This window comes from Streptomyces sp. NPDC002788, assembly GCF_053592115.1.
In genome coordinates this window covers 187,364-212,958 of sequence record NZ_JBSFVB010000011.1, presented here as the reverse complement: position 1 = coordinate 212,958, position 25,595 = coordinate 187,364, and the positions used below count along the sequence as shown (strand labels likewise).

Sequence of the window (25,595 nt, the reverse complement as noted above, 5' to 3'; positions counted from 1 at the left end):
GTTAGGCGTACCTAACTACGTCCGCCCCCGCCCTTCAGGAGGCGTCCATGTCGGCTACAGAGAGCACGGGGCGGCCGCTGCCGTTCGCGGTCGCCGGGGTATCCATGCGCGACCTGCTGGCGGCGGGCGAGGCGGCGGCACTGGTCTCCACGCCGCCGCGTGCTCCCGAGCCGGAATTCTCCGAACCGGTGGCGGACCACCGCGAGGCCGCCTAGAACCTGCTCGGGGCCTGCGGCCTGCTAGCGAACGACCACGACCTTGCGGCCGATCGTCGCGAAGGTCCACATCGCCGCGCCGTCCGCGCGGGACTCGCGGATGCCGCCCGTCCGGACCTTGGGGTCCGGCGCGGGGGCGGTCGAGCCGGCCACGGCCGCGCTGAAGCCGATGACCACGCCGTCCACGCTGGTGAAGCGCACGACGTGCTCGACGGGGATGCCGTCCGAGCCGGTGACCGCGTTCGAGCGGGAGGTCACCGCGTAGCTGCCCGGGGCCGGATCCACCGCACTGGGGTCGACCCCGAAGGTGCGGGCGACCTTTCCGTTCGCGCCGACCAGCCACACCCGGTCGGCGCGCAGCGAGTAGACGACCCGGGCGCCCTCGCCGGACTCGCGCGGCAGTGCGGTGGGGTCCTTCCTGACCTGGGCCGCCTTCGACGTACCGGCCGCCGGTGCGGCGCCCGCCGGTGCCGCCCTGCCCAGGCCGGCCGGGACGGTCTCCGCCGCCTGGTGGGCGAGGTAGCCCACCGTCGCGAGGGCCGCGGCGGTGAGCCCGGCCACGATTCCCGAGCTGCTGGCTGCCACCGGTGCTCACCTCACGTCGTACGTCCCTGTCGTGACGGTAGGTGACGGTAGCAGCAGGTGACGGCCCGGCAGGTACGTCCGACACGGGCGCCGGGGAGCCGTAGGCTGTTTGCGTGCTCTTGCTCGCTCTGGATACCGCCACACCCGCTGTCACCGTCGCGCTGCACGACGGGCGCGATGTCGTCGCCTCGTCGAGTCAGGTGGACGCGCGGCGGCACGGGGAACTGCTGCTGCCGGCGATCGACCGCGTGCTCGCCGAGGCCGGCCTGCGGCTCGACGCCGTCACCGGGATCGTCGTCGGGATCGGTCCGGGACCGTACACCGGGCTCCGCGTCGGTCTGATGACCGCGGACACCTTCGGTCTCGCGCTCGGCGTCCCCGTGCACGGCGTGTGCACGCTGGACGGCCTCGCCCGCGCCGCCGACCTCGACGGCCCGTTCGTCGTCGCGACGGACGCCCGCCGCAAGGAGGTGTACTGGGCGCGCTACGCCGACTCCCGCACCCGCGTCACCGACCCGGCCGTCGACCGGCCCGCCGACATCGCCGAGCAGGTGAAGGGCCTCCCCGCGGTCGGTGCGGGCGCGCTGCTCTACCCGGACACCTTCCCCGAGGCGCACGAGCCGGAGCACGTCTCCGCCGCCGCCCTGGCCCGGCTGGCCGCCGAGAAGCTCGCGGCGGGCGAGGAGCTCCCCGCGCCCCGGCCGCTGTACCTGCGCCGCCCCGACGCCCAGGTCCCGAAGAACTACAAGGTGGTCACCCCCAAGTGACCGAACCCGTGACGTGCGCGCTGCGCGAGATGCGCTGGTGGGACATCGACCCCGTGCTGGAGCTGGAGCGGGACCTGTTCCCCGAGGACGCCTGGTCCCGGGGCATGTTCTGGTCCGAGCTGGCCCACGCCCGCGGGCCGGAGGCCAACCGGCGGTACGTGGTCGCCGAGACCGGCTCCCGCATCGTCGGGTACGCCGGTCTGGTCACCTCCGGTGAGCAGGCCGACGTGCAGACCATCGCCGTGGCCCGCGAGCTGTGGGGCACCGGCCTCGGCGGGCGGCTGCTCGCCGAACTGCTGCGCGCGGCCACCGCTTTCGAGTGCGCCGAGGTCATGCTGGAGTGCCGCGTCGACAACGTCCGCGCGCAGAAGCTGTACGAGCGCTTCGGCTTCGAGCCCATCGGTGTCCGGCGCGGCTACTACCAGCCGGGGAACGTGGACGCCCTGGTGATGCGCCTGACCGCCCCCGAGAACTCCGTACAAGGAACCGAGATCCATGGCTGACGAACCCCTCGTACTGGGAATCGAGACCTCCTGCGACGAGACCGGCGTCGGCATCGTCCGCGGCACCACCCTGCTGGCCGACGCCGTCGCCTCCAGTGTCGACGAGCACGCCCGCTTCGGCGGGGTCGTCCCGGAGGTCGCGAGCCGCGCCCACCTGGAGGCGATGGTCCCCACCATCGACCGTGCGCTGAAGGAGGCGGGCGTCAGCGCCCGCGACCTCGACGGCATCGCCGTCACCGCCGGTCCCGGTCTCGCCGGTGCCCTGCTGGTCGGGGTCTCGGCGGCCAAGGCGTACGCGTACGCCCTCGGCAAGCCCCTCTACGGCGTGAACCACCTCGCCTCGCACATCTGCGTGGACCAGCTGGAGCACGGCGCGTTGCCCGAGCCGACGATGGCGCTGCTGGTCTCCGGCGGCCACTCCTCGCTGCTGCTGTCCTCGGACATCACCTCCGACGTCCGCCCGATGGGCGCGACCATCGACGACGCGGCCGGCGAGGCCTTCGACAAGATCGCCCGTGTGCTGAACCTCGGCTTCCCGGGCGGCCCGGTCATCGACCGGTACGCGAAGGAGGGCGACCCGGACGCGATCGCCTTCCCGCGCGGGCTGACCGGCCCGCGCGACCCGGCCTACGACTTCTCCTTCTCGGGTCTGAAGACGGCCGTGGCGCGCTGGATCGAGGCCAAGCGGGCGGCGGGGGAGGAGGTCCCGGTGCGGGACGTGGCGGCCTCCTTCCAGGAGGCGGTCGTGGACGTGCTGACCCGCAAAGCCGTCCGGGCCTGCAAGGAGGAGGGCGTCGACCACCTGATGATCGGCGGCGGCGTGGCCGCCAACTCCCGTCTGCGCGCCCTGGCCCAGGAGCGCTGCGAGGCCGCCGGGATCCGGCTGCGGGTGCCGCGGCCCAAGCTGTGCACGGACAACGGCGCGATGGTCGCCGCGCTCGGTGCCGAGATGGTGGCCAGGAACCGCGCCGCGTCGAGCTGGGACCTGTCGGCCGACTCCTCGCTGCCGGTGACGGAGCCGCACGTCCCGGGTCACGACCATGACCATGTGCACGAGGTCAGCAAGGAGAACCTCTACTCGTGACGGTCGCCTTGATGTGGGAGGCGCGGGCCGTTCCCGGGCGGGGCGAGGAGCTGCTGGCCTGGGCGAAAGCCCAGGGGCTGCCCCGCGAGCCGCTGCGCCGGGAGGTTCTGCGCGCTCCCCAGGACCGGGTCCTCGTCATCACCTGGTGGGACGCCCCGTACGACGCCGAGCTGCCCGAACTGCCGGAGCCGGACGGCGGGCTGGTCACGCGGGCGGTGCACCGGTGGCGGTTCGAGTCGGTGGCCGTCGGCTGACCGAGAGTTCCCAGGGCCTGCCCTCGACGCGACCGCGCCGGGCCCGGTCGGACGGCGGGGAGAAGCCGCGCACCGGGACCACGGTCGTCAGGGCGACGGCCGTGGCGGCCAGGGCCGGGACGACCGTCCGTAGTTCGTGGTGCACCAGCCTGTCCACGCGTCCCCCGCGCCCCCCGCGTCCCCCCGGCACGGAGTCACCGCACCCCCGTCACCTCCGTCTCGCAGCGCAGCCGCCGGCCGGTTCCGGTGACCCGGACCGGGCCCGTGAGGGTGAGGTGTGCCGTGTGGCGTACGTCCGTGCTGGACGCCGCGAACCGTAGTTCCAGGGCGCCCGGTTCGACCACCCGGCGGCCCGAGCGGTCGGTGAACGCCGAGAGGTCCGTGTGGAAACGGAACGTCACCCGGGCCGCCTCGCCCGCGGCCAGTTCCACCCGCTGGTAGCCGATCAGCCGGATGTCCGGGCGGGTCACCGACGCCACCGGGTCGTGCAGGTACAGCTGCACGACCTCCGTGCCCTCTCGGTCGCCGGTGTTGCGGACGGTCACGGACAGGTCGCGGGAGCCGTCCGTGCCGAGCTCGGCCGGTTCGGTCGCGGGGCCGTCCTCCCAGGTGAACGCCGTGTACGAGCGGCCGTGGCCGAAGGCGTACAGCGGGGTCGGGTCGAGGTTGCTGACCTCTCCCGCGAGGCCGAGGGGCGGCTGGAGGTAGGTCCAGGGCTGACCGCCGGGGTCCCGGGGGACGCTGACGGGGAGCCGGCCCGAGGGGTTCACGCGGCCCGACAGGACGCCCGCGACCGCCGGGCCGCCCTCCTCGCCGGGGAAGAAGGCCTGGACGACGGCTCCCAGACGGCCGTGCCAGCGGCCCAGGGCGTAAGGGCGGCCGGTCAGCAGGACCAGCACCACGGGGACGCCTGTGGCGACCAGCGCGTCCAGCAGTTCGCCCTGGACGCCCGGCAGGCCGAGGTCCGTCGCGTCGCAGCCCTCGCCGGAGGTGCCGCGGCCGAACAGGCCCGCCCGGTCGCCGAGCACCGCCACGCACACGTCCGCCTCGGCGGTGCGGGCGATGGCCTCCTCGAAGCCCGAGGTGTCCGGGTCCGTCACCTCGCAGCCCTCGGCGTAGGTCACCTTGGCGTCGGGGAGTTCGGTGCGCAGGGCGTCGAGGACGGTGGGGATCTCGATGCCGATCGGCACGCCGGGATGGTGGGTGAGGACGTGGGACGGGAAGGAGTAGCAGCCCAGCATGGCCAGGGCGTCGGCCGCCCGGGGGCCGATCACCGTGATCCGGGTGTCGGGGGCGAGCGGGAGCAGGCCGTCGGGGTTGTCGAGCAGCACCACCGACTCCTCGGCCAGGCGGCGGGCCAGGATCCGGTTGCCCGTCGAGTCGAGGTCGACCGTGGCGGCCGGTTCGGGGGTCCAGTCCTCGTCGAGCAGACCCAGTTCGCACTTCTGGAGCAGGACGCGGCGGGCCGCGCGGTCCACGAACTCCTCCGGGACCCGGCCGGACCGGACGGCGTCCAGCAGGGGCCGGCCGTAACACCTGATCGTGGGCAGTTCGACGTCGATGCCGGCCGCGAGGGCCGCGTGGGCCGCCTCGCCAGGGGTGCCGGCGACCCGGTGGAGGGTCTGCAGGAAGCCGATGCCGAAGTAGTCGGCGACGACCGTACCGGTGAACCCCCATTCCTCGCGCAGCAGCCGGGTGAGCAGTTCGGGGTCCGCGGAGGCCGGGACGCCGTCCGTCTCGGTGTAGGCGGCCATCACCGAGCGGGCCCCGCCCTCGCGCAGCGCCATCTCGAAAGGCGGGAGGGTGATGTCCGCGAGCTCGCGGAGGCCGGCCCGGACCGGGGCGAGGTTGCGGGCCCCGGCCGAGGAGGCGTACCCGGCGAAGTGCTTGAGCGTGGCGACCACCCCGGCCGACTCCAGGCCCCGCACATAGGCCGAGCCGACCGTGCCGACCAGGTACGGGTCCTCGCCGATGGTCTCCTCCACGCGGCCCCAGCGCGGATCGCGTACGACGTCCAGTACGGGCGCGAGACCCTGGTGCACGCCCGCCGAGCGCAGGTCCTCGCCGATCCGGCGGGCCATCTCCTCGACCAGCGGGGGATCCCAGGTCGCGCCCCACGCCAGCGGGACCGGGTAGGCCGTGGCCCGCCAGGCGGTGAAACCGGCGAGGCACTCCTCGTGCGCGATCGCCGGAATGCCGAAGCGGCCGGCCGCGGCGATCCGGCGCTGGGCCCGGGCCAGGGCCCGCGCGGCGAGCGCCGGGTCCACCGGGGCGGTGCCGAAGGAGCGCGTGAGCTGGCCGAGGCCGTGGGCGATCAGCTCGTCCCAGTCGTAGTCGACGGTCATGTCGTGCTGGTGCGGAGCGACCCCCTCGCCGTCCGTCTCGGCGCCCACCCACACGCCGTACAGCTGGGCGGTCTTCTCCTCCAGGGTCATCCGGGAGAGCAGGTCGTCGACGCGGGCGGCGGCGGGCAGGGCGGGGTCACGCCAGGGCACGGTGGTCATGAAGCTCCTGTCGGGTGGACGGGACGGCCCTCTCACGAACGGTGCTCACGAGCGCGTGAACGGTACTGCCGACCTCTTCCCGCACCCGCTTCCCGAATGTTTCGATCTGGACAACGAATGTTCCGGGAACCTATGGCGCCCCGAGGGCTTCGTCAAGGGGGCCCGCGGGGATACGATCGCCGCCATGACATCCCCGGAGCCCGTTGAAAGCCGGACGCCAACGCGGACGCGGGTGCGCACCGCGCAGACCGCGACGCTCGCCGAGATCGCCCGTGAGGCCGGTGTGTCGGCGCCGACTGTTTCGAAGGTCCTGAACGGCCGGGCCGACGTCGCCCCCGCCACCCGGGCCCGGGTCGAGGAGCTGCTGCGCGTACACGGCTACCGGCGCCGGCGGGCCGAGGCGACCCGTTCCCCCTTGCTCGACCTGGTCTTCCACGAGTTGGAGAGCGCCTGGGCGATGGAGGTCATCCGGGGTGTGGAGAACGTGGCCCGGGACGCCGGGCTCAGCGTCGTGCTGTCGGAGAGCGCGGGGCGGCTCACCCCCGGGCGGACCTGGGCCGACCAGGTCGCGGCCCGCCGCCCGCACGGGGTGATCCTGGTCCTGTCCGGCCTCGACGAGTCGCAGCGGGCGCTGCTGACCAGCCGTTCCATCCCGTTCGTGGTGATGGACCCGGCCGGCGACCCCGGGGCCGACGTGCCGTCGGTCGGCGCGACCAACTGGCAGGGCGGGCTCGCGGCCACCCGGCACCTGGTCGAGCTGGGGCACCGCAGGATCGGGGCGATCAGCGGACCGTCGCGGATGATGTGCAGCCGGGCCCGTGTCGACGGGTACCGGGCGGCGCTGGAGACGGCCGGGCTGCCGGTGGACCCGTCCCTGATCGCGGAGGGGGACTTCCACCACGAGGCCGGCTACCGCGAGGGCCTGGCGCTGCTGCGCCGCCCGGACCGGCCGACCGCCGTCTTCGCCGGGAACGACCTCCAGGCGCTCGGGCTCTACGAGGCCGCCCGCGAGCTGGGGCTGCGCATCCCCGAGGACCTGAGCGTGGTCGGGTTCGACGACCTGCCCGTGGCGCCCTGGGTGGGGCCGCCGCTGACGACCGTGCGGCAGCCGCTGACGGAGATGGCGGAGGCGGCGGCCAAGCTGGTCCTCGACCTCGGGCGGCAGGAGGGGACTGTGGCCGCGACCCGCGTGGAGCTGGCGACGAGCCTGGTGGTGCGCAGCAGTACGGCCGCGCCCGTGGCCGGAAGTTGACGTATTGACGGGTGGGGCAGGCGTCTCCACACTCCTCCGAAGCCAATCGGTTACACCACCGAAACTTTCGGAGGTACCGCAATGAGATCCTCCAGATCGCGCTCCTTCGCATCCCTGCTGGCCGGAGTGGTCGCGGCAGGTTCCCTGCTGCTCGCGGCCCCCGCCGCGCAGGCCGCCGACGGGCCCCTGCGCGACCTCGCCGCGGCCAAGGGCAAGGTCATGGGCACGGCCGTCACCGGGTCCAAGCTCACCGGCGTCTACGGCGAGATCGCCGGGCGCGAGTTCAACTGGCTCACCCCCGGCAACGCCATGAAGTGGGGCTCGGTCGAGCCCGGCCGGGGCAGCTACAACTGGGCCGAGGCCGACCGGATCGTGGACTTCGCCGAGGCGCACGGCCAGCAGGTGCGCGGGCACACCTTGCTCTGGCACCAGCAGAACCCGGACTGGCTGACCAACGGCAGCTGGACCCGTGACCAGCTCAGCGCGATCGTCCAGGACCACATCGCCACCGAGGTCGGCCGTTACAAGGGCCGGCTGGCCGCCTGGGACGTGGTCAACGAGCCGTTCAACGAGGACGGCACCTACCGCCGGACCCTCTTCCACGACACCCTCGGCCAGGACTACATCGCGCAGGCCCTGACCTGGGCCCGGGCCGCCGACCCGAGCGCGAAGCTGTACATCAACGACTACAACGTCGAGGGGGTCAACGCGAAGAGCACCGCCCTGTACGACCTGGTCAAGTCCCTGAAGGAGCGCGGGGTCCCGATCGACGGGGTGGGGCTGCAGGCCCATCTCATCGTCGGCCAGGTGCCCTCGACGCTGCGGCAGAACATCCAGCGCTTCGCAGACCTCGGCGTCGACGTGGCGATCACCGAGCTGGACATCCGGATGCAGCTCCCGGCGACACAGGCGAAGCTGACCCAGCAGGCCGCCGACTACAAGGCCGTCATGGACGCCTGTGTCGCGGTCGCCCGCTGTACCGGCGTCACCGTCTGGGGCTTCACCGACTCCGACTCCTGGATCCCGGACACCTTCCCGGGTCAGGGCGCGGCGACCCCGTACGACGAGAACTACCAGCCCAAACCGGCGTACCACGCCATCGCGGAGGCGCTGGGCGGGACGGCGACCCCGCCGCCGACCGGTGCCTGCACGGCGACGTACAGCGTCACCAGCCAGTGGAGCACCGGCTACACGGGCCAGGTGCGGATCGCCTGCTCGGGCGCCTCGCTGTCCTCCTGGAAGGCGAACTGGACGTTCGGGGCGGGGCAGCGGATCACCCAGGCCTGGAACGCGAGCTGCACGCAGACCGGCTCGGCGGTCAGTTGCGCGAACGCCCCGTACAACGGGTCGGTGGCGGACGGCGGTTCGGTGACGTTCGGGTTCAACGGCTCGTGGAGCGGGAGCAATCCGGTGCCGGTGGTGGCCCTGGGGTGAGTCGGGCCCTGAAATCTGAGAATTTCCGAAGAAAAGGCGCCCTGGGCTCCCTGCCCGTAATAATTCGGACTTATGTTCCTGCCCGTGACGGGACGTGACGGGGTCGGCAGAGCAGCGGGCCGGCGATGGAGAGCACTGAGGATCGCCGGCCTCACCCTGGCAGGCGCGCTGGTGCTGGGCACCGGCGCGGCGGGCTGGGCCTATTGGCATCTCGACAGCAACATCAAAAGCGTCGACATCGACAACGCGCTCGGCGGCGACCGCCCGCCGAAGCCGCTGAGCGCGCCGTCGCCCGCGGCGTCCGCCCCGCCCGGCGAGGCGCTCAACATCCTCGTGCTGGGCTCGGACTCGCGCAGCGGCAAGGAGAACCGCAAGCTCGGCGGCGGCGACAGCTCCGGTGCCCGCTCCGACACGGCGATGGTCGTGCATCTCGACGCCGGGCGGACCACCGCCACGGTGGTGAGCATCCCGCGTGACACCCTGGTCACCCGCCCGTCCTGTCCACGCCCGTCCGGCGGGTCGACGGCGGTCGCGTACCGCTCGATGTTCAACAGCGCGTACGCCGTGGGCGGTCCGGTCTGCGCGGTGAAGACGGTCGAGTCGATGACGAACGTGCGCATGGACCACTACGTCGAGATCGACTTCTCCGGCTTCGCCGAGCTGGTGGACGCGCTCGGCGGTGTCACCGTCACCACGGACGAGGACATCTCCGACGACGACAGCCATCTGCACCTGAAGGCGGGCACCCACCACCTGGACGGCGTCCGGGCCCTCGCCCTGGCCCGCACCCGGCACGGCATAGGCGACGGCAGCGACCTCGGCCGCATAGGCCTCCAGCAGAAACTGGTGAAGGCCCTGCTGGAGCAGATCGACTCCCAGAACCTGCTCTCCGACCCGGCGAAGCTCTACCGCGTCGCCGACACGGTGACCACCGGCCTGACCACGGACACCGGCCTCGACTCCCTCACCGAACTGGCCGGGCTCGGCCAGAGCCTGCAGGGCCTTGCGCCGGGCGGGGTCCGGACGGTGACGATGCCGGTGGTGCGGGCACCGTCGGACCCCAACCGGGTGGTGGCGGAGGAGCCTCAGGCGCGGAAGCTGTGGAAGTCGCTGCGCTGACCTGCGGAAACTCCGGCACCCCGGCCCGTACCCGGAGACCGGCTGGTCCCGCATCGCCACCCTCTACGGCCCCCTGGCCGCCGCTTGCCGTCGCCGGTCGTGGAGCTGAACCGCGCGGTGGCCAGGCTCGATGCCCGAGGGCCCGGCAACCGCCCTGCCCCTCGTCGACGCCCTGGCCGGTGACCCCGCCCTGCGCGACGACCACCTGGTGCCCAGCGTCCGCGGCGACCTCCTGTCCCGCCTCGGCCGGACGACTCAGGCCCGGGCCGAGTTCGAACGGGCGGCGGCCCTGACGAGCAACGCGCGGGAGAGGGAGCTGCGGCGGGCGGCGGAGGAGTCCTGAACGTCAGGCGGGGCGCCCGATCAGCATCGCCGGTGCTCCGGCGACCCGGGTCAGAAACACCGTGGCCGCGTGCGGGCCCTGCGGCTTGACCTTCCTGCGGAGCTCCTCCGGCTCGACCGCCGAGCCGCGCTTCTTCACGGTCAGCGTGCCGACCTGACGCTCCCGCAGCAGGGCCTTCAGCTTCTTGACGTTGAAGGGGAGGTGGTCGGTGAGCTCGTAGGCGGTGGCGTACGGGGTCGGCCGGAGTGCGTCGGACGTGACGTACGCGATGGTCGCGTCGAGCAGTCCGCCGTCGACCTGGTCGGCCACCTCGGCGACCAGATGGGCGCGGATGACGGCGCCGTCGGGCTCGTAGAGATAGCGGCCGGGCGGGCGGACCCGCGGGTCGGGCAGGCCGCGCGAGAGCAGGGTGCGGGGGCCCGGCAGCAGGGTGGCCCGTACCGCGCCCGGCTCGGTGCCGAACCACAGCACCGCCTCCTTGACGTCCCCGCCGTCGGAGATCCACTCGGCCTCGGCATCGTCCGGGACCGACTCGTGCGGGATGCCGGGGGCGATCTTCAGCGCGGCGGCGCCAGGCGCCCGGCGGGCGGCACGGACCGCCCAGGACAGGGGTGGTGAGTAGGCCTCGGGGTCGAAGATCCGGCCCCGGCCGCCACGCCTGGCCGGGTCGACGAAGACGGCGTCGTACCCCGCCGTGTCCACGTCCGTGACGTCCGCCTCCCGCACCTCGATCAGGTCGGCCAGCCCCAGCGCGTCAGCGTTCGCCCGGGCCGCCGCGGCCGTCTGCGGGTCCCGGTCCACGGCCAGGACCCGGATCCCGGCACGGGCCAGCGCGATCGCGTCACCGCCGATGCCGCAGCACAGGTCGGCGACCGAGGTCACACCGAGCTCGGCCATCCGCCCGGCCCGGTAGGCCGCCACGCTCGCCCGGGTCGACTGCTCCACCCCGTTCGGCGTGAAGAACATCCGCCCCGCGTCCTCGGCTCCCAACTTCACGGCCGCCCGCTGCCGCAGCCGCGCCTGACCCAGCGCCGCCGACACCAGCTCTGCCGGGTGCTCGCGGCGCAGCCGGGTCGCGACGGCCAGCTCCCGCGCCGGGTCGGTGTCCCGCACCTCGTCGAGGAGGGCGCGGCCTTCGGAGGTCAGGAGGAGAGCGAGGTCGTTCACCCGATCATTGTCCGCCACGGCGCCGAGGGAGGTGTGTGGGCCAGTCGGTGGATGGTGCGCCCCCGGCCGCGGTGTCGGGGCCGGTTCGCGGAGACCGGCTGCGAGGATCCGGCATCATGCGAGCAGTCGTACAAAACGACAAAAGTCGGGTATCTGGCGGTGTGCGGACCGGCCTCGCCGTGCTCACCCTCGCCGCCATCGCCGCAGGCTGCGCGCAGGGCGGCGGTACCGGCCGGGTCACCCCGGCCGGCGGCCAGCAGCCCCTCGACGCGCCCCCGGCCCGCGCCCTCGACTCCTACGCCTCCAAACTGCGCGCCGCGCACGCCGCCCGGGCCGCCGCCGCGCATCGCTGGGGGCTCAGGAAGGTTCCGCTGTCCGCCCCGCCGGCCCCCGAGGAGAAGCCAAGGATCAAGACCCGCAAGGGCTTCCAGGTGGACGGCCACCGGGAACTGAACCTCCCGCCCGTCTTCACCACGATCCCGACCCGGGACAAGGTCGTCTTCCTCACCATCGACGACGGCGCCGAGAAGGACCCGGCGTTCCTGCGGATGATGAGCGACCTGGACGTCCCCTACAGCGCGTTCCTCAGCGGCTACCTGGTGAAGGACGACGCCCGCTACTTCCGGAGGATGCAGGCCCAAGGCGTGGTCCTGAACAACCACACCCTGCACCACCCCTACCTGCCGGGCCTGTCGTACCGGCAGCAGGAACGAGAGATCTGCGGCATGCAGCGCTACATGGAGAGGCGCTTCGGCAAGCGCCCCACTCTCTTCCGCCCGCCCTACGGCAGTTACAACCGGGCGACCCTGCGCGCCGCCAAGGCCTGCGGCATCAGGTACGCCCCCCTCTGGAACGAGGAGGTCTTCGCCGACCGCTGGGAGTACCGCGAGTCGGACCGCGAGCTGCGCCCGGGCGACATCGTCCTCACCCACTTCCGGGGCCGCGACCAGTGGAAGGGCACGATGCCGGACATGATCCGCCGCTTCCTGGACAAGGTCACGGCCGAGGGGTACGCGGTGGGACGGCTGGAGGACTACCTGTGAGGCGGCGGGCGGCCGCCGCCGCGCTGTGTACGGGCGTGCTCCTGCTGACCGGATGCGCCGGGGCGGCGGGGGAGCGTCCGGGCACCGCCGACGGCCGGGCCCAGGACCCGGCGCACGCGGCGAGCCGCCCCCACCACCTCCCGCCCGTCGTCGACCACGTCCCCACCCGGGACCCGGTCGTCTTCCTCACCTACGACGACGGCGCCGAACGCGACCCCCGCTTCGTCGGCCTCGTCCGCGAACGGCGGCTCCCGGTCAGCATGTTCCTCACGGACAGCGTCGTGGGCCCCGGCTACGGCCACTTCGCCCGGCTGCGCGCGGTCGGCGCGTCCATCCAGAACCACACCCTCGACCACCCCGCCCTGCGCGGCCTGCCCTACGCCGGCCAGCGCGCCGAGATCTGCGGCCAGCAGCACAAGCTCCACTCCCGCTTCGGCATCCGCCCCAGCCTCTTCCGCCCGCCCTACGGCACGTACGACACCACGACCCTGCGCGCCGCCGCCGACTGCGGCATCCGGGCGGTCGTCCTCTGGCGGGCGTCCCTGGCGGCCGACGGCGAACTGACGTACACGCGCGGCAGGCCCGGCCTGCGTCCCGGCGACATCGTCTCGGTGCCGACGGGCGAGACCGGGTCCCTGACCCTCACGGAACGGACCGAGCGCCTGCTGAGGGAGATCGAGCGCCGGGGTCTGCGGGTGGGACGGCTGGAGGACCACCTCTGACGTCCCGGCGCCGAGCGGCGAATCTCAGCCGGTCCGGCGCTCGAGGGCGAGGCCGTTCAGGCCGGAGCCGGGGCCTGGGGGCGGCAGCCCCGGTGAGCCGGGACGCCGTCGCCGAGCACCGCGCGAAGGTAGGCCGACAGCGAAGGCGTTGGCCGACGCGCCGCCCGCAATTGGCACTCCGCTTGACCGAGTGCTAATCGCGGTCATAGTCTCAGCTCTGGCACTCGACACAGGAGAGTGCCAACACAGCGACGGGCAGGTCCGGCACCCGCGACGACGGATCGACCTGGTCGCCACCTCAGACAGTTAACCCCGTGAGATCTCCGAAGGGGGAGGTCGGATCGTGACGACCACCAGCTCCAAGGTTGCCATCAAGCCGCTCGAGGACCGCATTGTGGTCCAGCCGCTCGACGCCGAGCAGACCACCGCCTCTGGCCTGGTCATCCCGGACACCGCCAAGGAGAAGCCCCAGGAGGGCGTCGTCCTGGCCGTGGGCCCGGGCCGCTTCGAGGACGGCAACCGTCTTCCGCTCGACGTCTCCGTCGGCGACGTCGTGCTCTACAGCAAGTACGGCGGCACCGAGGTGAAGTACAACGGCGAGGAGTACCTCGTCCTCTCGGCCCGCGACGTGCTCGCGATCGTCGAGAAGTAGTTCACCCCAAGCACATTGCTTTGAACTGCGCCCCTGGCCCCCGCGAGCGACAACAAGCCGGGCGCCCGGGGCGCAGTGCCGTTACCCCAGATTCCGGAAGAGGGCTCACGCTCCCATGGCGAAGATCCTGAAGTTCGACGAGGACGCCCGTCGCGCCCTCGAGCGCGGCGTCAACAAGCTTGCCGACACGGTCAAGGTGACGATCGGCCCCAAGGGCCGCAACGTCGTCATCGACAAGAAGTTCGGCGCTCCCACCATCACCAACGACGGTGTCACGATCGCCCGCGAGGTCGAGATCGAGGACCCGTACGAGAACCTCGGTGCCCAGCTGGTCAAGGAGGTGGCGACCAAGACCAACGACATCGCGGGTGACGGTACGACCACCGCGACCGTGCTCGCCCAGGCGCTCGTGCGCGAGGGCCTGAAGAACGTCGCCGCCGGTGCTTCCCCGGCCGCCCTGAAGAAGGGCATCGACGCCGCCGTCGCCGCTGTGTCCGAGGAACTCCTCGCGACCGCCCGGCCGATCGACGAGAAGTCCGACATCGCCGCCGTCGCCGGTCTGTCCGCCCAGGACAGCCAGGTCGGCGAGCTCATCGCCGAGGCGATGGACAAGGTCGGCAAGGACGGTGTGATCACCGTCGAGGAGTCCAACACCTTCGGTCTGGAGCTGGACTTCACCGAGGGCATGGCCTTCGACAAGGGCTACCTGTCGCCGTACTTCGTGACGGACCAGGAGCGCATGGAAGCCGTCCTGGACGACCCGTACATCCTCATCACGCAGGGCAAGATCTCCGCCATCGCGGACCTCCTGCCGCTGCTGGAGAAGGTCATCCAGTCCAACGCCTCCAAGCCGCTGCTGATCATCGCCGAGGACGTCGAGGGCGAGGCCCTGTCCACCCTCGTCGTGAACAAGATCCGCGGCACCTTCAACGCCGTCGCGGTGAAGGCCCCCGGCTTCGGCGACCGCCGCAAGGCGATGCTGCAGGACCTGGCGGTCCTCACCGGCGCCACGGTCGTCTCCGAGGAGGTCGGCCTCAAGCTCGACCAGGTCGGTCTGGACGTCCTCGGCTCCGCCCGCCGCGTCACCGTCACCAAGGACGACACCACGGTTGTCGACGGCGCCGGCAACAAGGACGACGTGCAGGGCCGCGTCGCCCAGATCAAGGCCGAGATCGAGTCCACCGACTCCGACTGGGACCGCGAGAAGCTCCAGGAGCGCCTCGCGAAGCTGGCCGGCGGCGTGTGCGTCATCCGCGTGGGTGCCGCCACCGAGGTCGAGCTCAAGGAGCGCAAGCACCGTCTGGAGGACGCCATCTCCGCGACCCGCGCCGCGGTCGAGGAGGGCATCGTCTCCGGTGGTGGCTCCGCGCTGGTCCACGCCGTCAAGGTCCTCGAGGGCAACCTCGGCAAGACCGGCGACGAGGCCACCGGTGTCGCCGTCGTGCGCAAGGCCGCCGTCGAGCCGCTGCGCTGGATCGCCGAGAACGCCGGCCTGGAGGGTTACGTCATCACCTCCAAGGTCGCCGAGCTCGACAAGGGCCAGGGCTTCAACGCCGCCACCGGCGAGTACGGCGACCTGGTCAAGGCCGGCGTCATCGACCCGGTGAAGGTCACCCGCTCCGCCCTGGAGAACGCCGCCTCCATCGCCTCCCTCCTCCTCACGACCGAGACCCTGGTCGTCGAGAAGAAGGAAGAGGAGGAGCCGGCCGCCGGAGGCCACAGCCACGGCCACTCCCACTGAGGCACCGACCTCTGAGAGGAGCCCCCGTCCCGCCTCGCGCGGAACGGGGGCTTCTCCCGTACCGGGCTCCTGTCACAGCTCCAGCGGATCCAGCGCCCCGAGCTGCTGCATCAGCCCCAGCCGGTCGTACTGCCACCAGCCCTCGGCGATCTTCCCGTCCGGCGTGCAGCGGTGGACGGTCGTCCCGGTGATGGTGACCTCCTGCCCGGTCGGCGGAATCCCGAGGAAGTCGCCCTTGTGCCGGCCGTGGAAGGTCCACCGGGTGCAGACCCGGTCGCCCTGGGCCATCTGGTCCTCGATGGTGAACGAGGCGTCGAACCCGCCCCGCCACACCTCCACCTCGCGCCGCACCGCGTCCAGTCCGATGACGTCCTGCGCATTGGCGGGATCGTGGTCGTGGTAGTCCTCGATGAACACGTCGTTGAACGGGGGCGCGTCACCCTGGCCGGGGGCCAGCTCGAAGAACCTGCGCGCGGTGGCCGCGTTCAGCTGCTCGTCCCGCACCACGTCCAGGTCCGTGAACGTCGGCGTCTCGTCGCAGAGCGCCACCATGTCCTGGAAGACGCGGTCGGTCTCCGGAAGCCCGGAGTTCCGCATCGCCTCCTCGTACGAGGGGAACTCCACGATCTCGACGATGTGCGACGCGTCGGCCCGGTCCTTCGCCAGCACGCTGTGCGTCGCGGTCCGCTTCCCCTTGGTCTGCTCGACCCACCTGTCCATCAGCCGGTTCATCTCGTCGAGCCGGCTGGTCCTGCATTCGATGAGCTGTACGAAGGTCATGGCCTCGCCTCCGGCCCCCCTGGGGCGGTGGAACAGCTTCATTGTCCCAAGCGGGGCGCCCGGGTGCCTCCCGGCCCCGGTGAGGAGGAGCCGGCCGAGCCGACCGCGCGGCGCAAGGCCGGACCGGCGAGGTTCCCGCTACTGAGGCCCGTACTTCCGCCCCGTCCTGGACGAAACCGCCCCCAGCATCCCCCGCGGCACCAGCTTCGCCGCACCCATCAGCGCCTTGTAGCGCGGGTCCGGGACGGACAGCGTCTTGCCGCGGGCCAGGTCGTGCAGTGCCGCCGCCACCAGCTTGTCCGCGTCGAGCCACATCCAGCCCGGGATGTTGTCCGTGCCCATGCCCGCCCGCTCGTGGAACTCGGTGCGGACGAAGCCGGGGCACAGTGCCATCAGCCGTACGCCGCTGCCGTCCAGGTCGCGCGCCGCGCCCTGCGTGAACTGCACGACCCAGGCCTTGGACGCGCCGTAGGTGCCCCGGGGCACGAAAGCGGCCACCGACGCGACGTTGACGACGCCGCCGCGGCCGCGCTCCCGCATGGCCTGAGTCGCCGCCGACGTCAGCCGCAGCACCGCCTCGCAGTGCACCTTCAGCATCCGCAGCTCGTCGGCCATGGAGACGTCGAGGAAGCGGCCCTTGTTGCCGAATCCGGCGTTGTTGATCAGCAGGTCGACGGGGTTCCTGCGGTCGCCGAGGCGGTCGGCCACCGCCTCGATGCCCTCGTCCTCGGCCAGGTCGGCCGTCAGCACCTCCGCCTCGATGCCGTGCCGGTCGTGCAACTCGGTCGCCTGCTCCCGAAGCCGCTGGGTGTCGCGGGCCACCAGCACCAGGTTGTGCCCGTCCGCCGCCAGCCGCCGCGCGAACGCGGCCCCGATGCCTGCCGTCGATCCCGTAATCAGAGCCGTTGTCATGGCAGAAGGGTAGTGACCTGGACTGCGTGCATCCGCTTCCCCTCAGGGCCGTCGGAGGTGAAGGGTCGGTGGAGACGGGCGTGGTGAGCCGCCGTCAGTGCCCGTGCTTCTCCTGGTACTCCCGCGCCGTCCTCAGCAGTTCGGGGTGCAGCGCCTCACCCGCCGCCAGCAGCCGCGGCAGCAGCGTCCGCTCGGTCGTCACCGCCCGGAACAGCAGGGCCACCGTGACGTCGTGGCCGGGCCGGTGCACGATCTCGACGGCATCGCCCGCGCGGATCTCGCCGGGCTCGATCACCCGCAGATACGCCCCCGGCGCACCCCGCTGCGTGAACCGCTTCACCCAGCCCTTCTCGTCCATGTGGCCCTGGAACGTGCGGCACGGGATCCGCCCGGAGGTGATCTCCAGCACCACCTCGGGGCCGATGCGCCAGCGCTCCCCGATGAGCGCGCCCGACACGTCGAGGCCCTGGGTCGTGAGGTTCTCGCCGAACGCGCCGTCGGCCAGCGTCCGCCCCAGCTCGCGCTCCCACTCGTCCAGGTCCTCGCGGGCCATCGCGTACACCGCCTGGTCATCGCCGCCGTGGTGTTCCAGCTTGCACACCGCGTCCCCGGCCAGCCCGCTCCCACCGACGCCCTTGGGCCCCGGCGCGGAGACCCGCACCGGCCCCTCCACCGGCCGCTTGTCGATCCCGGTCACGCCCTCCGGGTTGTCCGTGTACGCCACAGCCTTGGCCCGGCCCAGGTTCACTGACAGAAGCTTCATGCCCGCACGGTAAGGGAGCCGATCCCAAAGTGTCGACGCATTATTCGCGGTGCGGCCAAAGGGTCGCTTATTCTCATGGCGTGATCGAAGCTCGCCATCTCCGCGTCCTGCGCGCCGTCGCGGCCACCGGCTCCTTCTCCGCCGCAGGGCGGGAACTGGGCTGCACCCAGCCCGCCGTCAGCCAGCAGATGAAGGCCCTGGAAACGTCCGTCGGCACCCCTCTGCTGATCCGCACCGGTCGGGAGATGCGCCTGACCCAGGCCGGTGAGGCGCTGGTACGGCACGCCGCCGGGATCCTCGCCGGGCTCACGGCCGCGGAGGAGGAGGTCGCCGCCATCGCCGGTCTGCGCGCGGGCCGGGTCCGGCTCGTCTCCTTCCCCAGCGGCAGCTCCACGCTCGTCCCCACGGCCCTCGCCGCCCTGCGCGCGGCGCACCCCGGCACCCGCGTCTCCCTGGAGGAGGCCGAGCCCCCCGCGTCCGTCGGCCTGCTGCGCGAGGGCGACTGCGACGTGGCGCTCGCCTTCCGCTACGAGGGGGCCGCGGGCGCCGAGGAGTGGGACGACCTCGTCGTACGGCCGCTGCTGTCGGACCGGCTCGTCGCGCTCGTACCGGAGCGGCACCGGCTCGCCGGTGCGGAGTCCGTCGCCATCGGCGAGCTCGCCGAGGAGCCGTGGATCGCGGGCTGCCCGCGCTGTCGCGGCCAGCTGACCGAGGTGTGCGCGGCGGCCGGTTTCACCCCGCGCATCGACTTCGCCACCGACGACTACCCGGCGGTGGTCGGCCTCGTCGGCGCCGGACTGGGCGTGGCCGTGCTGCCCCAGCTGGCCGTCGAGTCGGTACGGCCCCGGGGGGTGCGCAGCGTGACGCTGGAACCGGCGGTGCGGCGGGAGATCGTCGCGCTCACCCTGCCCGACCTCGCGCAGGTCCCGGCGGTGGCGGCGACACTCGACCAGCTGGCACGGGCCGCCCACCGCTAGCAACGGCTCACCCGCTTCAAAAAACCAACGGCACGCGTGCGCGTGCCTGTTCGCAGAAACGTTCCTTCAGTTGTTCGAGGCGGCGTGCCCGCCGGGCGTCGACGCCGACACCAGCCGGTTGCGCGCCCGCCCCATCAGCTCTTCGCGCTCGTCCTCGGTCAGCCCGCCCCACACGCCGTACGGCTCACGCACCGCCAGCGCGTGGGCGGCGCACTCGGCGCGTACGGGGCACCTCATGCAGACCTCTTTGGCCGAGTTCTCGCGAGCACTCCGCGCCGCACCGCGCTCGCCCTCCGGATGGAAGAAGAGCGAGCTGTCCACCCCGCGACAGGCGGCCAGCAGCTGCCAGTCCCACAGGTCCGCGTTCGGTCCGGGAAGGCGGGAGAAATCTGCCATTGCGTGACCCCTTGTTGCCGTTCTGGGCGGATCCGGTGTCTACGACCGTACAACTACCATCTAAGGAGATGAAAATATGACTCATTGCGAATCTAGCTCCAGACACTGGCAAAGCGGAAGAAATGGGTCTGAATGGGGCATAGGTTGTGATGAAAGTTCGAGGGTCCGTTGCGCATGTCTGCACCGTGTCCGTCCCCTCACGTAGAGTGCCGAAGATGGCAGCCGTCCCCGTAACTCTTTCGAGTGACCGTCGTTGAGAGTGCGAGGCGGTTGAAGGAACAAGCGCTCGGGCAGGTGTCCGAGACGGTCGACCGCACAGGTGACGATTTCGTACCAGCCTGGAGGCTCAAGGTGACGTGCATCAGCTGCGGAGGGCGGCCATGACTTCCGTCCTCGTCTGCGACGACTCCCCGCTTGCCCGAGAGGCGCTCCGTCGTGCGGTCGCGACCGTGCCCGGCGTAGAGCGCGTGACGACGGCGGCCAACGGCGAGGAAGTCCTCCGCCGCTGGGGGGCCGACCGCTCGGACCTGATTCTGATGGACGTACGCATGCCCGGCCTGGGCGGCGTCGAGACGGTACGGCGGCTGCTGTCCGCCGACCCCGGTGCGCGCATCATCATGCTCACCGTCGCCGAGGACCTGGACGGTGTCGCGCTCGCGGTCGCCGCCGGCGCCCGCGGTTATCTGCACAAGGACGCCTCGCGCGCAGAGCTGCGCGCGACGGTGACCCAGGCCCTGGCCGACCCGACCTGGCGGCTCGCCCCGCGTCGGCTGCGTTCGGCCGAGATGGGCGCCGCTCCCACGCTCACAGCGCGTGAGATCCAGGTCCTCGAAGGCATGAGCCACGGCCGCTCCAACGCGGAGATCGGCCGCGAGCTGTTCCTCTCCGAGGACACCGTCAAGACGCACGCCCGGCGCCTGTTCAAGAAGCTCGGCGCCTCGGACCGGGCCCACGCCGTGGCGCTCGGCTTCCGGTGGGGTCTGGTGCGCTAGGACCCGTCGTTCGGATCAAGTCGCAGGAATCCGACGGCAACGTGTCAGTGCCGGTGAGCGGGGGCACGAGGATGCCCCCGCGCGAGCCGGCGGCCGACGGCGACGCCGGTGGGGGTTTCCTCCCCCTGTCCGAGCGAGGTCGAGAGCTCGGGAGCGCGCAGGCGGGGACCCACGTTCCCGGGATGATCCGAACGGCAGGTCCCAGCAGCCACCGCGCAGGTCACCGCGGTCGCGGTGCGGGCACGGAAGGCCAGGTCGGCGGGGGTGGGCCCGGGGTCCGCCGGGTGCCCGCTGCTCGTTTCGCCGCGGATGCCGCATCCTTGAGGGTGTGGAGTTCCTCGGGGACGAGTCGGTCGAGCGGAAGGGGAGGGCGCAGGGGATGAGTTCCGGCGCACCTGCTCATAACGCTTCGGTGCACAACAACGGGCGCGGTGCCGCGGACCCGGCGGCCGCAGGGCACCATGGACCGATGCGCGACGACGAGGCGGCCCATGCCCAAGGGGCGATCGGTGCGCTCGTCCACCGCGCCGTCGACGGAGACGAGCAGGCCACGCACGACTTGCTCGCCCATGTCCACCCGCTGGCCCTGCGCTACTGCCGCACCCGGCTGTCCCGCCTCCCGGGCGACGCCCGGCACTTCGTGGAGGACCTCGCCCAGGAGGTCTGCGTGGCGGTGCTCCTCGCACTGCCCCGCTACCGGGACACCGGGCGTCCCTTCGAGGCGTTCGTCTTCGCCATCGCCGCCCACAAGGTCGCCGACCTGCAGCGCGCGGCGATGCGCCACCCCGGCTCGACGGCCGTCCCGTCCGACGAGATGCCCGAGCGCCCGGACGACTCCCTGGGGCCGGAGGAGCGCGCCCTTCTCAGCAGCGACGCGGAATGGGCCAAGGAACTCCTGGCCAACCTGCCCGAGAACCAGCGGGAGCTGCTGCTGCTGCGGATCGCGGTGGGGCTCACGGCCGAGGAGACCGGCCAGATGTTGGGAATGTCACCCGGCGCGGTCCGGGTGGCGCAGCACAGGGCACTGAGCCGGCTCCGGGCGCTGGCCGAGCAGTAGCCCTGCTTGCACAACCCCTGCGTTGAACAGGCGGTGCACCGCTTCCGTACGAACATACGAAGCCCGGAGCCAGGCGGAACCGTGGAATGAGACAGCTGTGCTTCCCGTTAGCATGGACATCCGCACCGATCAAGGCCATTTGGGGAAGGTGTCATGACTGCCAACGTCGACGGAGTGCCCGGTAAATTCGCGACACTCGGGCTGACCTACGACGACGTGCTGCTGCTGCCGGGTGCATCCGAGGTGCTCCCCAACGCGGTCGACACCTCGTCCCGCATCTCCCGCAACGTCCGGGTCAACATCCCGCTGCTGTCCGCCGCCATGGACAAGGTCACCGAGTCGCGCATGGCGATCGCCATGGCCCGCCAGGGCGGCGTCGGCGTACTGCACCGCAACCTGTCCATCGAGGACCAGGTCAACCAGGTCGACCTGGTGAAGCGGTCCGAGTCCGGGATGGTCACCGACCCGATCACGGTGCACCCGGACGCGACGCTCGCCGAGGCCGACGCCCTGTGCGCCAAGTTCCGCATCAGCGGGGTCCCCGTCACCGACGGCAACGGCAAGCTGCTCGGCATCGTCACCAACCGCGACATGGCCTTCGAGACGGACCGCTCCCGTCAGGTGCGCGAGGTCATGACGCCGATGCCGCTGGTCACCGGCAAGGTCGGCATCTCCGGGCCCGACGCCATGGAGCTGCTGCGCCGCCACAAGATCGAGAAGCTTCCGCTGGTGGACGACGCGGGTGTCCTCAAGGGCCTCATCACGGTCAAGGACTTCGTCAAGGCCGAGCAGTACCCCCACGCGGCCAAGGACGCGGAGGGCCGCCTGATCGTCGGCGCCGCCGTGGGCGCCAGCCCCGAGGCCCTGGAGCGGGCCCAGGCCCTCGCCGAGGCCGGTGTGGACTTCCTGGTCGTCGACACCTCGCACGGCCACAACAACAACGCCCTCAGCTGGATGTCGAAGATCAAGTCGAGTGTCGGCGTCGACGTGATCGGCGGCAACGTCGCCACGCGCGACGGCGCGCAGGCGCTGATCGACGCCGGTGTCGACGGCATCAAGGTGGGCGTCGGACCCGGCTCGATCTGCACCACCCGGGTGGTCGCCGGCATCGGCGTTCCGCAGGTCACCGCCATTTACGAGGCGTCCCTCGCCGCCCGTCCGGCCGGCGTGCCGCTGATCGGCGACGGCGGTCTGCAGTACTCGGGCGACATCGGCAAGGCGCTCGCCGCGGGTGCCGACACCGTCATGCTGGGCAGCCTGCTCGCGGGCTGTGAGGAGTCCCCGGGCGAGCTCCAGTTCATCAACGGCAAGCAGTTCAAGTCGTACCGCGGCATGGGCTCGCTCGGTGCGATGCAGTCGCGCGGCCAGGGCAGGTCGTACTCCAAAGACCGCTACTTCCAGGCCGAGGTCGCCTCGGACGACAAGCTCGTGCCGGAGGGCATCGAGGGCCAGGTGCCCTACCGCGGCCCGCTGGCCAACGTGCTGCACCAGCTCGTCGGCGGTCTGCGCCAGACCATGGGCTACGTGGGTGCCGCCACCATCGAGGAGATGGAGAGCAAGGGCCGCTTCGTCCGCATCACGTCGGCCGGCCTCAAGGAGAGCCACCCGCACGACATCCAGATGACCGTCGAGGCGCCGAACTACAGCCGCAAGTAGCGGACAGGCCTCCCGAGGGCGGCTCCGGAAGATCCGGGGCCGCCCTTGCCGTACCCGTCGGCGATACTGGAAGACGCTGAAACGCAACAGGGAAAGGCCACAGACGTGACTGAGATCGAGATCGGGCGCGGCAAGCGCGGCCGCCGGGCGTACGCCTTCGACGACATCGCCGTCGTCCCCAGCCGCCGTACGCGGGACCCGAAGGAGGTCTCGATCGCCTGGCAGATCGACGCCTACCGCTTCGAGCTGCCCTTCCTGGCCGCCCCCATGGACTCGGTCGTCTCCCCGGCCACCGCCATCCGCATCGGCGAGCTCGGCGGCCTCGGCGTGCTGAACCTCGAGGGCCTGTGGACGCGCTACGAGGACCCGCAGCCGCTGCTCGACGAGATCGCCGAGCTGGACGCGGAGACCGCGACCCGGCGCCTGCAGGAGATCTACGCGGCTCCCATCAAGGAGGAGCTGATCGGGCAGCGCATCAAGGAGGTGCGCGACTCCGGCGTCGTCACCGCCGCGGCGCTCTCCCCGCAGCGCACCGCCCAGTTCTCCAAGGCGGTCGTGGACGCGGGCGTGGACATCTTCGTCATCCGCGGTACGACGGTCTCGGCGGAGCACGTCTCCGGTGCGCACGAGCCGCTGAACCTGAAGCAGTTCATCTACGAGCTCGACGTCCCGGTGATCGTCGGCGGCTGCGCCACCTACACGGCGGCCCTGCACCTGATGCGCACCGGCGCGGCCGGCGTGCTGGTCGGCTTCGGCGGCGGCGCCGCGCACACCACGCGCAATGTGCTCGGCATCCAGGTCCCCATGGCGACGGCGGTCGCCGACGTGGCCGCGGCGCGCCGTGACTACATGGACGAGTCGGGCGGCCGGTACGTGCACGTGATCGCGGACGGCGGTGTCGGCTGGTCCGGCGACCTGCCCAAGGCGATCGCCTGCGGCGCGGACGCGGTCATGATGGGCTCCCCGCTCGCCCGCGCGACCGACGGCCCGGGCAAGGGTCACCACTGGGGCATGGAGGCGGTGAACGAGGAGCTTCCGCGCGGCAAGAAGGTCGCCCTCGGCACGGTCGGCACCCTGGAGGAGATCCTCACGGGCCCGTCGCACACGCCCGACGGCTCGATGAACCTCTTCGGCGCGCTGCGCCGGGCCATGTCGACGACCGGCTACAGCGAGCTGAAGGAGTTCCAGCGCGTCGAGGTGACGGTGGCGGACTCGCAGCACCGGCGGTAGGCCGCAGCACGGAGAAGGGTCCAGTCACTCGGGTGAGTGACTGGGCCCTTTTGCGTGCCCGACCGGTCTTGATGGGGCGCGTGCCGGCGTAGGGGGGGCACGGTGGCCTTCGGGCCGTTCGGCCCCGGGAAAGGGCGGTTTCGAGGCGCTGGTGTCCGTGATCGGCGCCCAGGTCCTTCTGACCGACTCCGTCTCACCTCACGCGCCCCCCTTCACAACCGATGCGCCGCCCCCGTGGGCGCCGCCCCGCGTGTGTCCAGCAGCAGCTGCGCCTTCACCGACAGGCCCTGGAGGTCGTACGTGCGGTGCTGCTGGAGCAGGATGGTCAGGTCGGCGTCGGCTACTGCCTCGTAGAGGGAGTCCGCCTTGGGGATGGGGCGGTCGAGGACGCGCCACGCGGGGACGTGCGGGTCGTGGTAGCTGACCGACGCGCCCAGATCCATCAGGCGCAGGGCGATCTCCCGGGCCGGGGTGCCCTGGAGGTCCGCGAGGTCGGGCTTGTAGGTGACGCCGAGGAGGAGCACCCGGGCGCCCCGGGCCGACTTGCCGTGTTCGTTGAGGAGTGTGGCGGCGCGCTGGACGACGTAGCCGGGCATGCGGCTGTTGACCTGCTGGGCCAGTTCCACCATGCGCAGGCCGCGACCGCCGTGGGCGGTCAGATCCTGAGGGACGGAATGGCCGCCGACGCCGGGGCCCGGGCGGAAGGCATGGAAGCCGAACGGTTTGGTTTCCGCGCAGCGGATGACGTCCCACAGGTCCACGCCCAGGTCGTGGCAGAGGACGGCCATCTCGTTGACGAGGGCGATGTTCACATGCCGGAAGTTGGTCTCCAGCAGCTGCACGGTCTCCGCTTCGCGGGGTCCACGCGCGCGTACCACCTTGTCGGTCAGCCGTCCGTAGAAGGCGGCGGCGGACTCGGTGCAGGCCGGGGTGAGGCCGCCGATGACCTTCGGGGTGGTGGCGGGCATGGCGTCACGGTTGCCGGGGTCGACGCGGCTGGGGGAGTACGCGAGGTGGAAATCGCGGCCCGCGCGCAGGCCGGAGCCCTCTTCGAGGAGCGGACGCAGGAATTCCTCTGTCGTCCCCGGCGCCACCGGGGACTCCAGGATCACCGTGGTGTGCGGTCGCAGGTGGGCGGCCAGGTTACGGGCGGCGGCCGCCAGCTGGCTGAGATCGAGCCCGCCGTCCGCACCCCGCGGGGTCGGTGCGCAGATGACCGCGGTGCGCACCCGTCCCAGCTCCGCCGGGTCGGTGATGGGCCGGAAACCCCCCGAGAGCATCCGGCGCAGTTCGGCAGGGCTGAGGGAGCCGGCCTCGGGGCCGGTCCGGTATCCGATGGTGGGGACGCCGGCTGCGACGGCGGCCTGGGCCAGGGGCAGGCCGTACGGGCCGAGTCCGATGACGGCGAGATCTGCGGGCATGGCGTGGCCGTCCTTCCCGATAGCCG

At 72.0% G+C, this 25,595-nt stretch carries 25 protein-coding genes and 1 pseudogene; 18 read left to right on the top strand and 8 right to left on the bottom strand.

What is annotated here, in order from left to right; translation table 11 throughout:
• Positions 1-47: 47 nt before the first annotated feature.
• A complete protein-coding gene (locus tag ACWD1U_RS21805; RefSeq protein WP_451109723.1) occupies positions 48-215 on the top strand; it encodes a hypothetical protein in 168 nt (55 codons plus the stop codon).
• A 24-nt stretch (positions 216-239) separates the two neighbouring features.
• Here the strand turns inward: ACWD1U_RS21805 and ACWD1U_RS21800 are convergent, their stop codons facing one another.
• On the bottom strand, positions 240-800 hold the full coding sequence (locus tag ACWD1U_RS21800; RefSeq protein ID WP_451109721.1) for a hypothetical protein: 561 nt from the start codon (positions 798-800) through the stop codon (positions 240-242).
• 113 nt (positions 801-913) lie between these two features.
• Here ACWD1U_RS21800 and tsaB point away from each other — a divergent pair, with 113 nt between their 5' ends.
• From tsaB to ACWD1U_RS21780, 4 genes are read left to right on the top strand one after another with little or no spacing between them, the layout of a single operon-like run.
• The gene (gene tsaB / locus ACWD1U_RS21795; protein WP_451109719.1) at positions 914-1,567 is read left to right on the top strand and encodes a tRNA (adenosine(37)-N6)-threonylcarbamoyltransferase complex dimerization subunit type 1 TsaB; all 654 of its coding nucleotides are present in this window, start codon (positions 914-916) and stop codon (positions 1,565-1,567) included.
• Positions 1,564-2,070 carry a ribosomal protein S18-alanine N-acetyltransferase gene (rimI, locus tag ACWD1U_RS21790; RefSeq protein ID WP_451109717.1) on the top strand — a complete coding sequence of 169 codons (507 nt, stop codon included), beginning with the start codon at positions 1,564-1,566 and terminating at the stop codon, positions 2,068-2,070. The genes tsaB and rimI overlap by 4 nt, the downstream gene beginning before the upstream one ends.
• Positions 2,063-3,154, top strand: coding sequence for a tRNA (adenosine(37)-N6)-threonylcarbamoyltransferase complex transferase subunit TsaD (gene tsaD, locus ACWD1U_RS21785; protein ID WP_451109715.1), 1,092 nt, complete (start codon positions 2,063-2,065; stop codon positions 3,152-3,154). The genes rimI and tsaD overlap by 8 nt, the downstream gene beginning before the upstream one ends.
• Positions 3,151-3,408 carry a hypothetical protein gene (locus ACWD1U_RS21780; RefSeq protein ID WP_451109714.1) on the top strand — a complete coding sequence of 86 codons (258 nt, stop codon included), beginning with the start codon at positions 3,151-3,153 and terminating at the stop codon, positions 3,406-3,408. Before tsaD ends, ACWD1U_RS21780 begins: the two co-directional genes overlap by 4 nt.
• A 194-nt stretch (positions 3,409-3,602) precedes the next feature.
• Here ACWD1U_RS21780 and ACWD1U_RS21775 read toward each other — a convergent pair whose 3' ends face one another.
• The gene (locus ACWD1U_RS21775) at positions 3,603-5,912 is read right to left on the bottom strand and encodes a beta-xylosidase/alpha-l-arabinosidase (RefSeq protein ID WP_451109712.1); all 2,310 of its coding nucleotides are present in this window, start codon (positions 5,910-5,912) and stop codon (positions 3,603-3,605) included.
• A gap of 184 nt (positions 5,913-6,096) precedes the next feature.
• On the opposite strand from ACWD1U_RS21775, the gene ACWD1U_RS21770 reads away from it, so the two are divergent.
• The 4 genes and pseudogenes from ACWD1U_RS21770 to ACWD1U_RS21755 form a co-directional block, all read left to right on the top strand.
• Positions 6,097-7,164: a LacI family DNA-binding transcriptional regulator gene (locus ACWD1U_RS21770; RefSeq protein WP_451109710.1), complete on the top strand. Its 1,068-nt coding sequence runs from the start codon at positions 6,097-6,099 to the stop codon at positions 7,162-7,164.
• A gap of 81 nt (positions 7,165-7,245) precedes the next feature.
• Entirely contained in the window at positions 7,246-8,598 is a 1,353-nt protein-coding gene (locus ACWD1U_RS21765) for an endo-1,4-beta-xylanase (protein ID WP_451109708.1), read from the top strand.
• Positions 8,599-8,670: 72 nt separating this feature from the next.
• Positions 8,671-9,717: an LCP family protein gene (locus ACWD1U_RS21760; protein ID WP_451109706.1), complete on the top strand. Its 1,047-nt coding sequence runs from the start codon at positions 8,671-8,673 to the stop codon at positions 9,715-9,717.
• 28 nt (positions 9,718-9,745) lie between these two features.
• A pseudogene (locus ACWD1U_RS21755) lies at positions 9,746-10,060 on the top strand (RNA polymerase subunit sigma-24); the annotation flags it as partial.
• Positions 10,061-10,063: 3 nt separating this feature from the next.
• Here the strand turns inward: ACWD1U_RS21755 and ACWD1U_RS21750 are convergent.
• Positions 10,064-11,227, bottom strand: a complete 1,164-nt coding sequence (locus ACWD1U_RS21750) for a class I SAM-dependent methyltransferase (RefSeq protein ID WP_451109704.1) — start codon at positions 11,225-11,227, stop codon at positions 10,064-10,066.
• Positions 11,228-11,343: 116 nt separating this feature from the next.
• On the opposite strand from ACWD1U_RS21750, the gene ACWD1U_RS21745 reads away from it, so the two are divergent.
• The 4 genes from ACWD1U_RS21745 (at position 11,344) to groL (ending at position 15,385) form a co-directional block, all read left to right on the top strand.
• Positions 11,344-12,270: a polysaccharide deacetylase family protein gene (locus ACWD1U_RS21745; RefSeq protein ID WP_451109702.1), complete on the top strand. Its 927-nt coding sequence runs from the start codon at positions 11,344-11,346 to the stop codon at positions 12,268-12,270.
• Positions 12,267-12,992 carry a polysaccharide deacetylase family protein gene (locus ACWD1U_RS21740; protein WP_451109701.1) on the top strand — a complete coding sequence of 242 codons (726 nt, stop codon included), beginning with the start codon at positions 12,267-12,269 and terminating at the stop codon, positions 12,990-12,992. Before ACWD1U_RS21745 ends, ACWD1U_RS21740 begins: the two co-directional genes overlap by 4 nt.
• Positions 12,993-13,335: 343 nt before the next feature.
• Positions 13,336-13,644, top strand: a complete 309-nt coding sequence (gene groES, locus ACWD1U_RS21735; protein WP_003974211.1) for a co-chaperone GroES — start codon at positions 13,336-13,338, stop codon at positions 13,642-13,644.
• Between the two features lie 115 nt (positions 13,645-13,759).
• Positions 13,760-15,385: a chaperonin GroEL gene (gene groL / locus ACWD1U_RS21730; RefSeq protein ID WP_451109698.1), complete on the top strand. Its 1,626-nt coding sequence runs from the start codon at positions 13,760-13,762 to the stop codon at positions 15,383-15,385.
• Positions 15,386-15,457: 72 nt separating this feature from the next.
• Here groL and ACWD1U_RS21725 read toward each other — a convergent pair whose 3' ends face one another.
• The 3 genes from ACWD1U_RS21725 to ACWD1U_RS21715 form a co-directional block, all read right to left on the bottom strand.
• Positions 15,458-16,165, bottom strand: coding sequence for an ester cyclase (locus ACWD1U_RS21725; RefSeq protein WP_451109696.1), 708 nt, complete (start codon positions 16,163-16,165; stop codon positions 15,458-15,460).
• Between the two features lie 138 nt (positions 16,166-16,303).
• Positions 16,304-17,077, bottom strand: coding sequence for an SDR family NAD(P)-dependent oxidoreductase (locus tag ACWD1U_RS21720; protein WP_451109695.1), 774 nt, complete (start codon positions 17,075-17,077; stop codon positions 16,304-16,306).
• A gap of 94 nt (positions 17,078-17,171) precedes the next feature.
• The gene (locus ACWD1U_RS21715; protein WP_451109693.1) at positions 17,172-17,840 is read right to left on the bottom strand and encodes an MOSC domain-containing protein; all 669 of its coding nucleotides are present in this window, start codon (positions 17,838-17,840) and stop codon (positions 17,172-17,174) included.
• 80 nt (positions 17,841-17,920) lie between these two features.
• Between ACWD1U_RS21715 and ACWD1U_RS21710 the strand changes: the two genes are divergently transcribed.
• Complete coding sequence (locus ACWD1U_RS21710) at positions 17,921-18,817, top strand: LysR family transcriptional regulator (protein ID WP_451109691.1); 897 nt, start codon at positions 17,921-17,923, stop codon at positions 18,815-18,817.
• A gap of 66 nt (positions 18,818-18,883) precedes the next feature.
• On the opposite strand, the gene ACWD1U_RS21705 is transcribed toward ACWD1U_RS21710, so the two are convergent.
• On the bottom strand, positions 18,884-19,213 hold the full coding sequence (locus tag ACWD1U_RS21705) for a WhiB family transcriptional regulator (protein ID WP_451109689.1): 330 nt from the start codon (positions 19,211-19,213) through the stop codon (positions 18,884-18,886).
• Between the two features lie 380 nt (positions 19,214-19,593).
• Here ACWD1U_RS21705 and ACWD1U_RS21700 point away from each other — a divergent pair, with 380 nt between their 5' ends.
• The 4 genes from ACWD1U_RS21700 (at position 19,594) to ACWD1U_RS21685 (ending at position 24,148) form a co-directional block, all read left to right on the top strand.
• Positions 19,594-20,205 (top strand): response regulator transcription factor, encoded by a 612-nt coding sequence (locus tag ACWD1U_RS21700; RefSeq protein ID WP_003948568.1) that lies wholly within the window; start codon positions 19,594-19,596, stop codon positions 20,203-20,205.
• A 469-nt stretch (positions 20,206-20,674) separates the two neighbouring features.
• Complete coding sequence (locus ACWD1U_RS21695) at positions 20,675-21,262, top strand: sigma-70 family RNA polymerase sigma factor (RefSeq protein ID WP_451109687.1); 588 nt, start codon at positions 20,675-20,677, stop codon at positions 21,260-21,262.
• A 153-nt stretch (positions 21,263-21,415) separates the two neighbouring features.
• Positions 21,416-22,918: an IMP dehydrogenase gene (guaB, locus tag ACWD1U_RS21690; protein ID WP_451109685.1), complete on the top strand. Its 1,503-nt coding sequence runs from the start codon at positions 21,416-21,418 to the stop codon at positions 22,916-22,918.
• 105 nt (positions 22,919-23,023) lie between these two features.
• On the top strand, positions 23,024-24,148 hold the full coding sequence (locus ACWD1U_RS21685) for a GuaB3 family IMP dehydrogenase-related protein (protein WP_451109683.1): 1,125 nt from the start codon (positions 23,024-23,026) through the stop codon (positions 24,146-24,148).
• Between the two features lie 212 nt (positions 24,149-24,360).
• Here ACWD1U_RS21685 and ACWD1U_RS21680 read toward each other — a convergent pair whose 3' ends face one another.
• Positions 24,361-25,569: a nucleotide sugar dehydrogenase gene (locus ACWD1U_RS21680; protein WP_451109681.1), complete on the bottom strand. Its 1,209-nt coding sequence runs from the start codon at positions 25,567-25,569 to the stop codon at positions 24,361-24,363.
• Between the last annotated feature and the right edge of the window lie 26 nt (positions 25,570-25,595).

Coding starts and splice junctions, on each gene's coding strand:
- ACWD1U_RS21745 (WP_451109702.1), top strand. CDS start 11,344: ATGCGAGCAGTCGTACAAAACGACAAAAGTCGGGTATCTGGCGGTGTG.
- ACWD1U_RS21700 (WP_003948568.1), top strand. CDS start 19,594: ATGACTTCCGTCCTCGTCTGCGACGACTCCCCGCTTGCCCGAGAGGCG.
- ACWD1U_RS21680 (WP_451109681.1), bottom strand. CDS start 25,569: ATGCCCGCAGATCTCGCCGTCATCGGACTCGGCCCGTACGGCCTGCCC.
- ACWD1U_RS21765 (WP_451109708.1), top strand. CDS start 7,246: ATGAGATCCTCCAGATCGCGCTCCTTCGCATCCCTGCTGGCCGGAGTG.
- ACWD1U_RS21725 (WP_451109696.1), bottom strand. CDS start 16,165: ATGACCTTCGTACAGCTCATCGAATGCAGGACCAGCCGGCTCGACGAG.
- ACWD1U_RS21720 (WP_451109695.1), bottom strand. CDS start 17,077: ATGACAACGGCTCTGATTACGGGATCGACGGCAGGCATCGGGGCCGCG.
- tsaD (WP_451109715.1), top strand. CDS start 2,063: ATGGCTGACGAACCCCTCGTACTGGGAATCGAGACCTCCTGCGACGAG.
- guaB (WP_451109685.1), top strand. CDS start 21,416: ATGACTGCCAACGTCGACGGAGTGCCCGGTAAATTCGCGACACTCGGG.
- ACWD1U_RS21695 (WP_451109687.1), top strand. CDS start 20,675: ATGCGCGACGACGAGGCGGCCCATGCCCAAGGGGCGATCGGTGCGCTC.
- groL (WP_451109698.1), top strand. CDS start 13,760: ATGGCGAAGATCCTGAAGTTCGACGAGGACGCCCGTCGCGCCCTCGAG.
- ACWD1U_RS21760 (WP_451109706.1), top strand. CDS start 8,671: ATGTTCCTGCCCGTGACGGGACGTGACGGGGTCGGCAGAGCAGCGGGC.
- ACWD1U_RS21715 (WP_451109693.1), bottom strand. CDS start 17,840: ATGAAGCTTCTGTCAGTGAACCTGGGCCGGGCCAAGGCTGTGGCGTAC.
- ACWD1U_RS21805 (WP_451109723.1), top strand. CDS start 48: ATGTCGGCTACAGAGAGCACGGGGCGGCCGCTGCCGTTCGCGGTCGCC.
- ACWD1U_RS21770 (WP_451109710.1), top strand. CDS start 6,097: ATGACATCCCCGGAGCCCGTTGAAAGCCGGACGCCAACGCGGACGCGG.
- ACWD1U_RS21775 (WP_451109712.1), bottom strand. CDS start 5,912: ATGACCACCGTGCCCTGGCGTGACCCCGCCCTGCCCGCCGCCGCCCGC.
- ACWD1U_RS21705 (WP_451109689.1), bottom strand. CDS start 19,213: ATGGCAGATTTCTCCCGCCTTCCCGGACCGAACGCGGACCTGTGGGAC.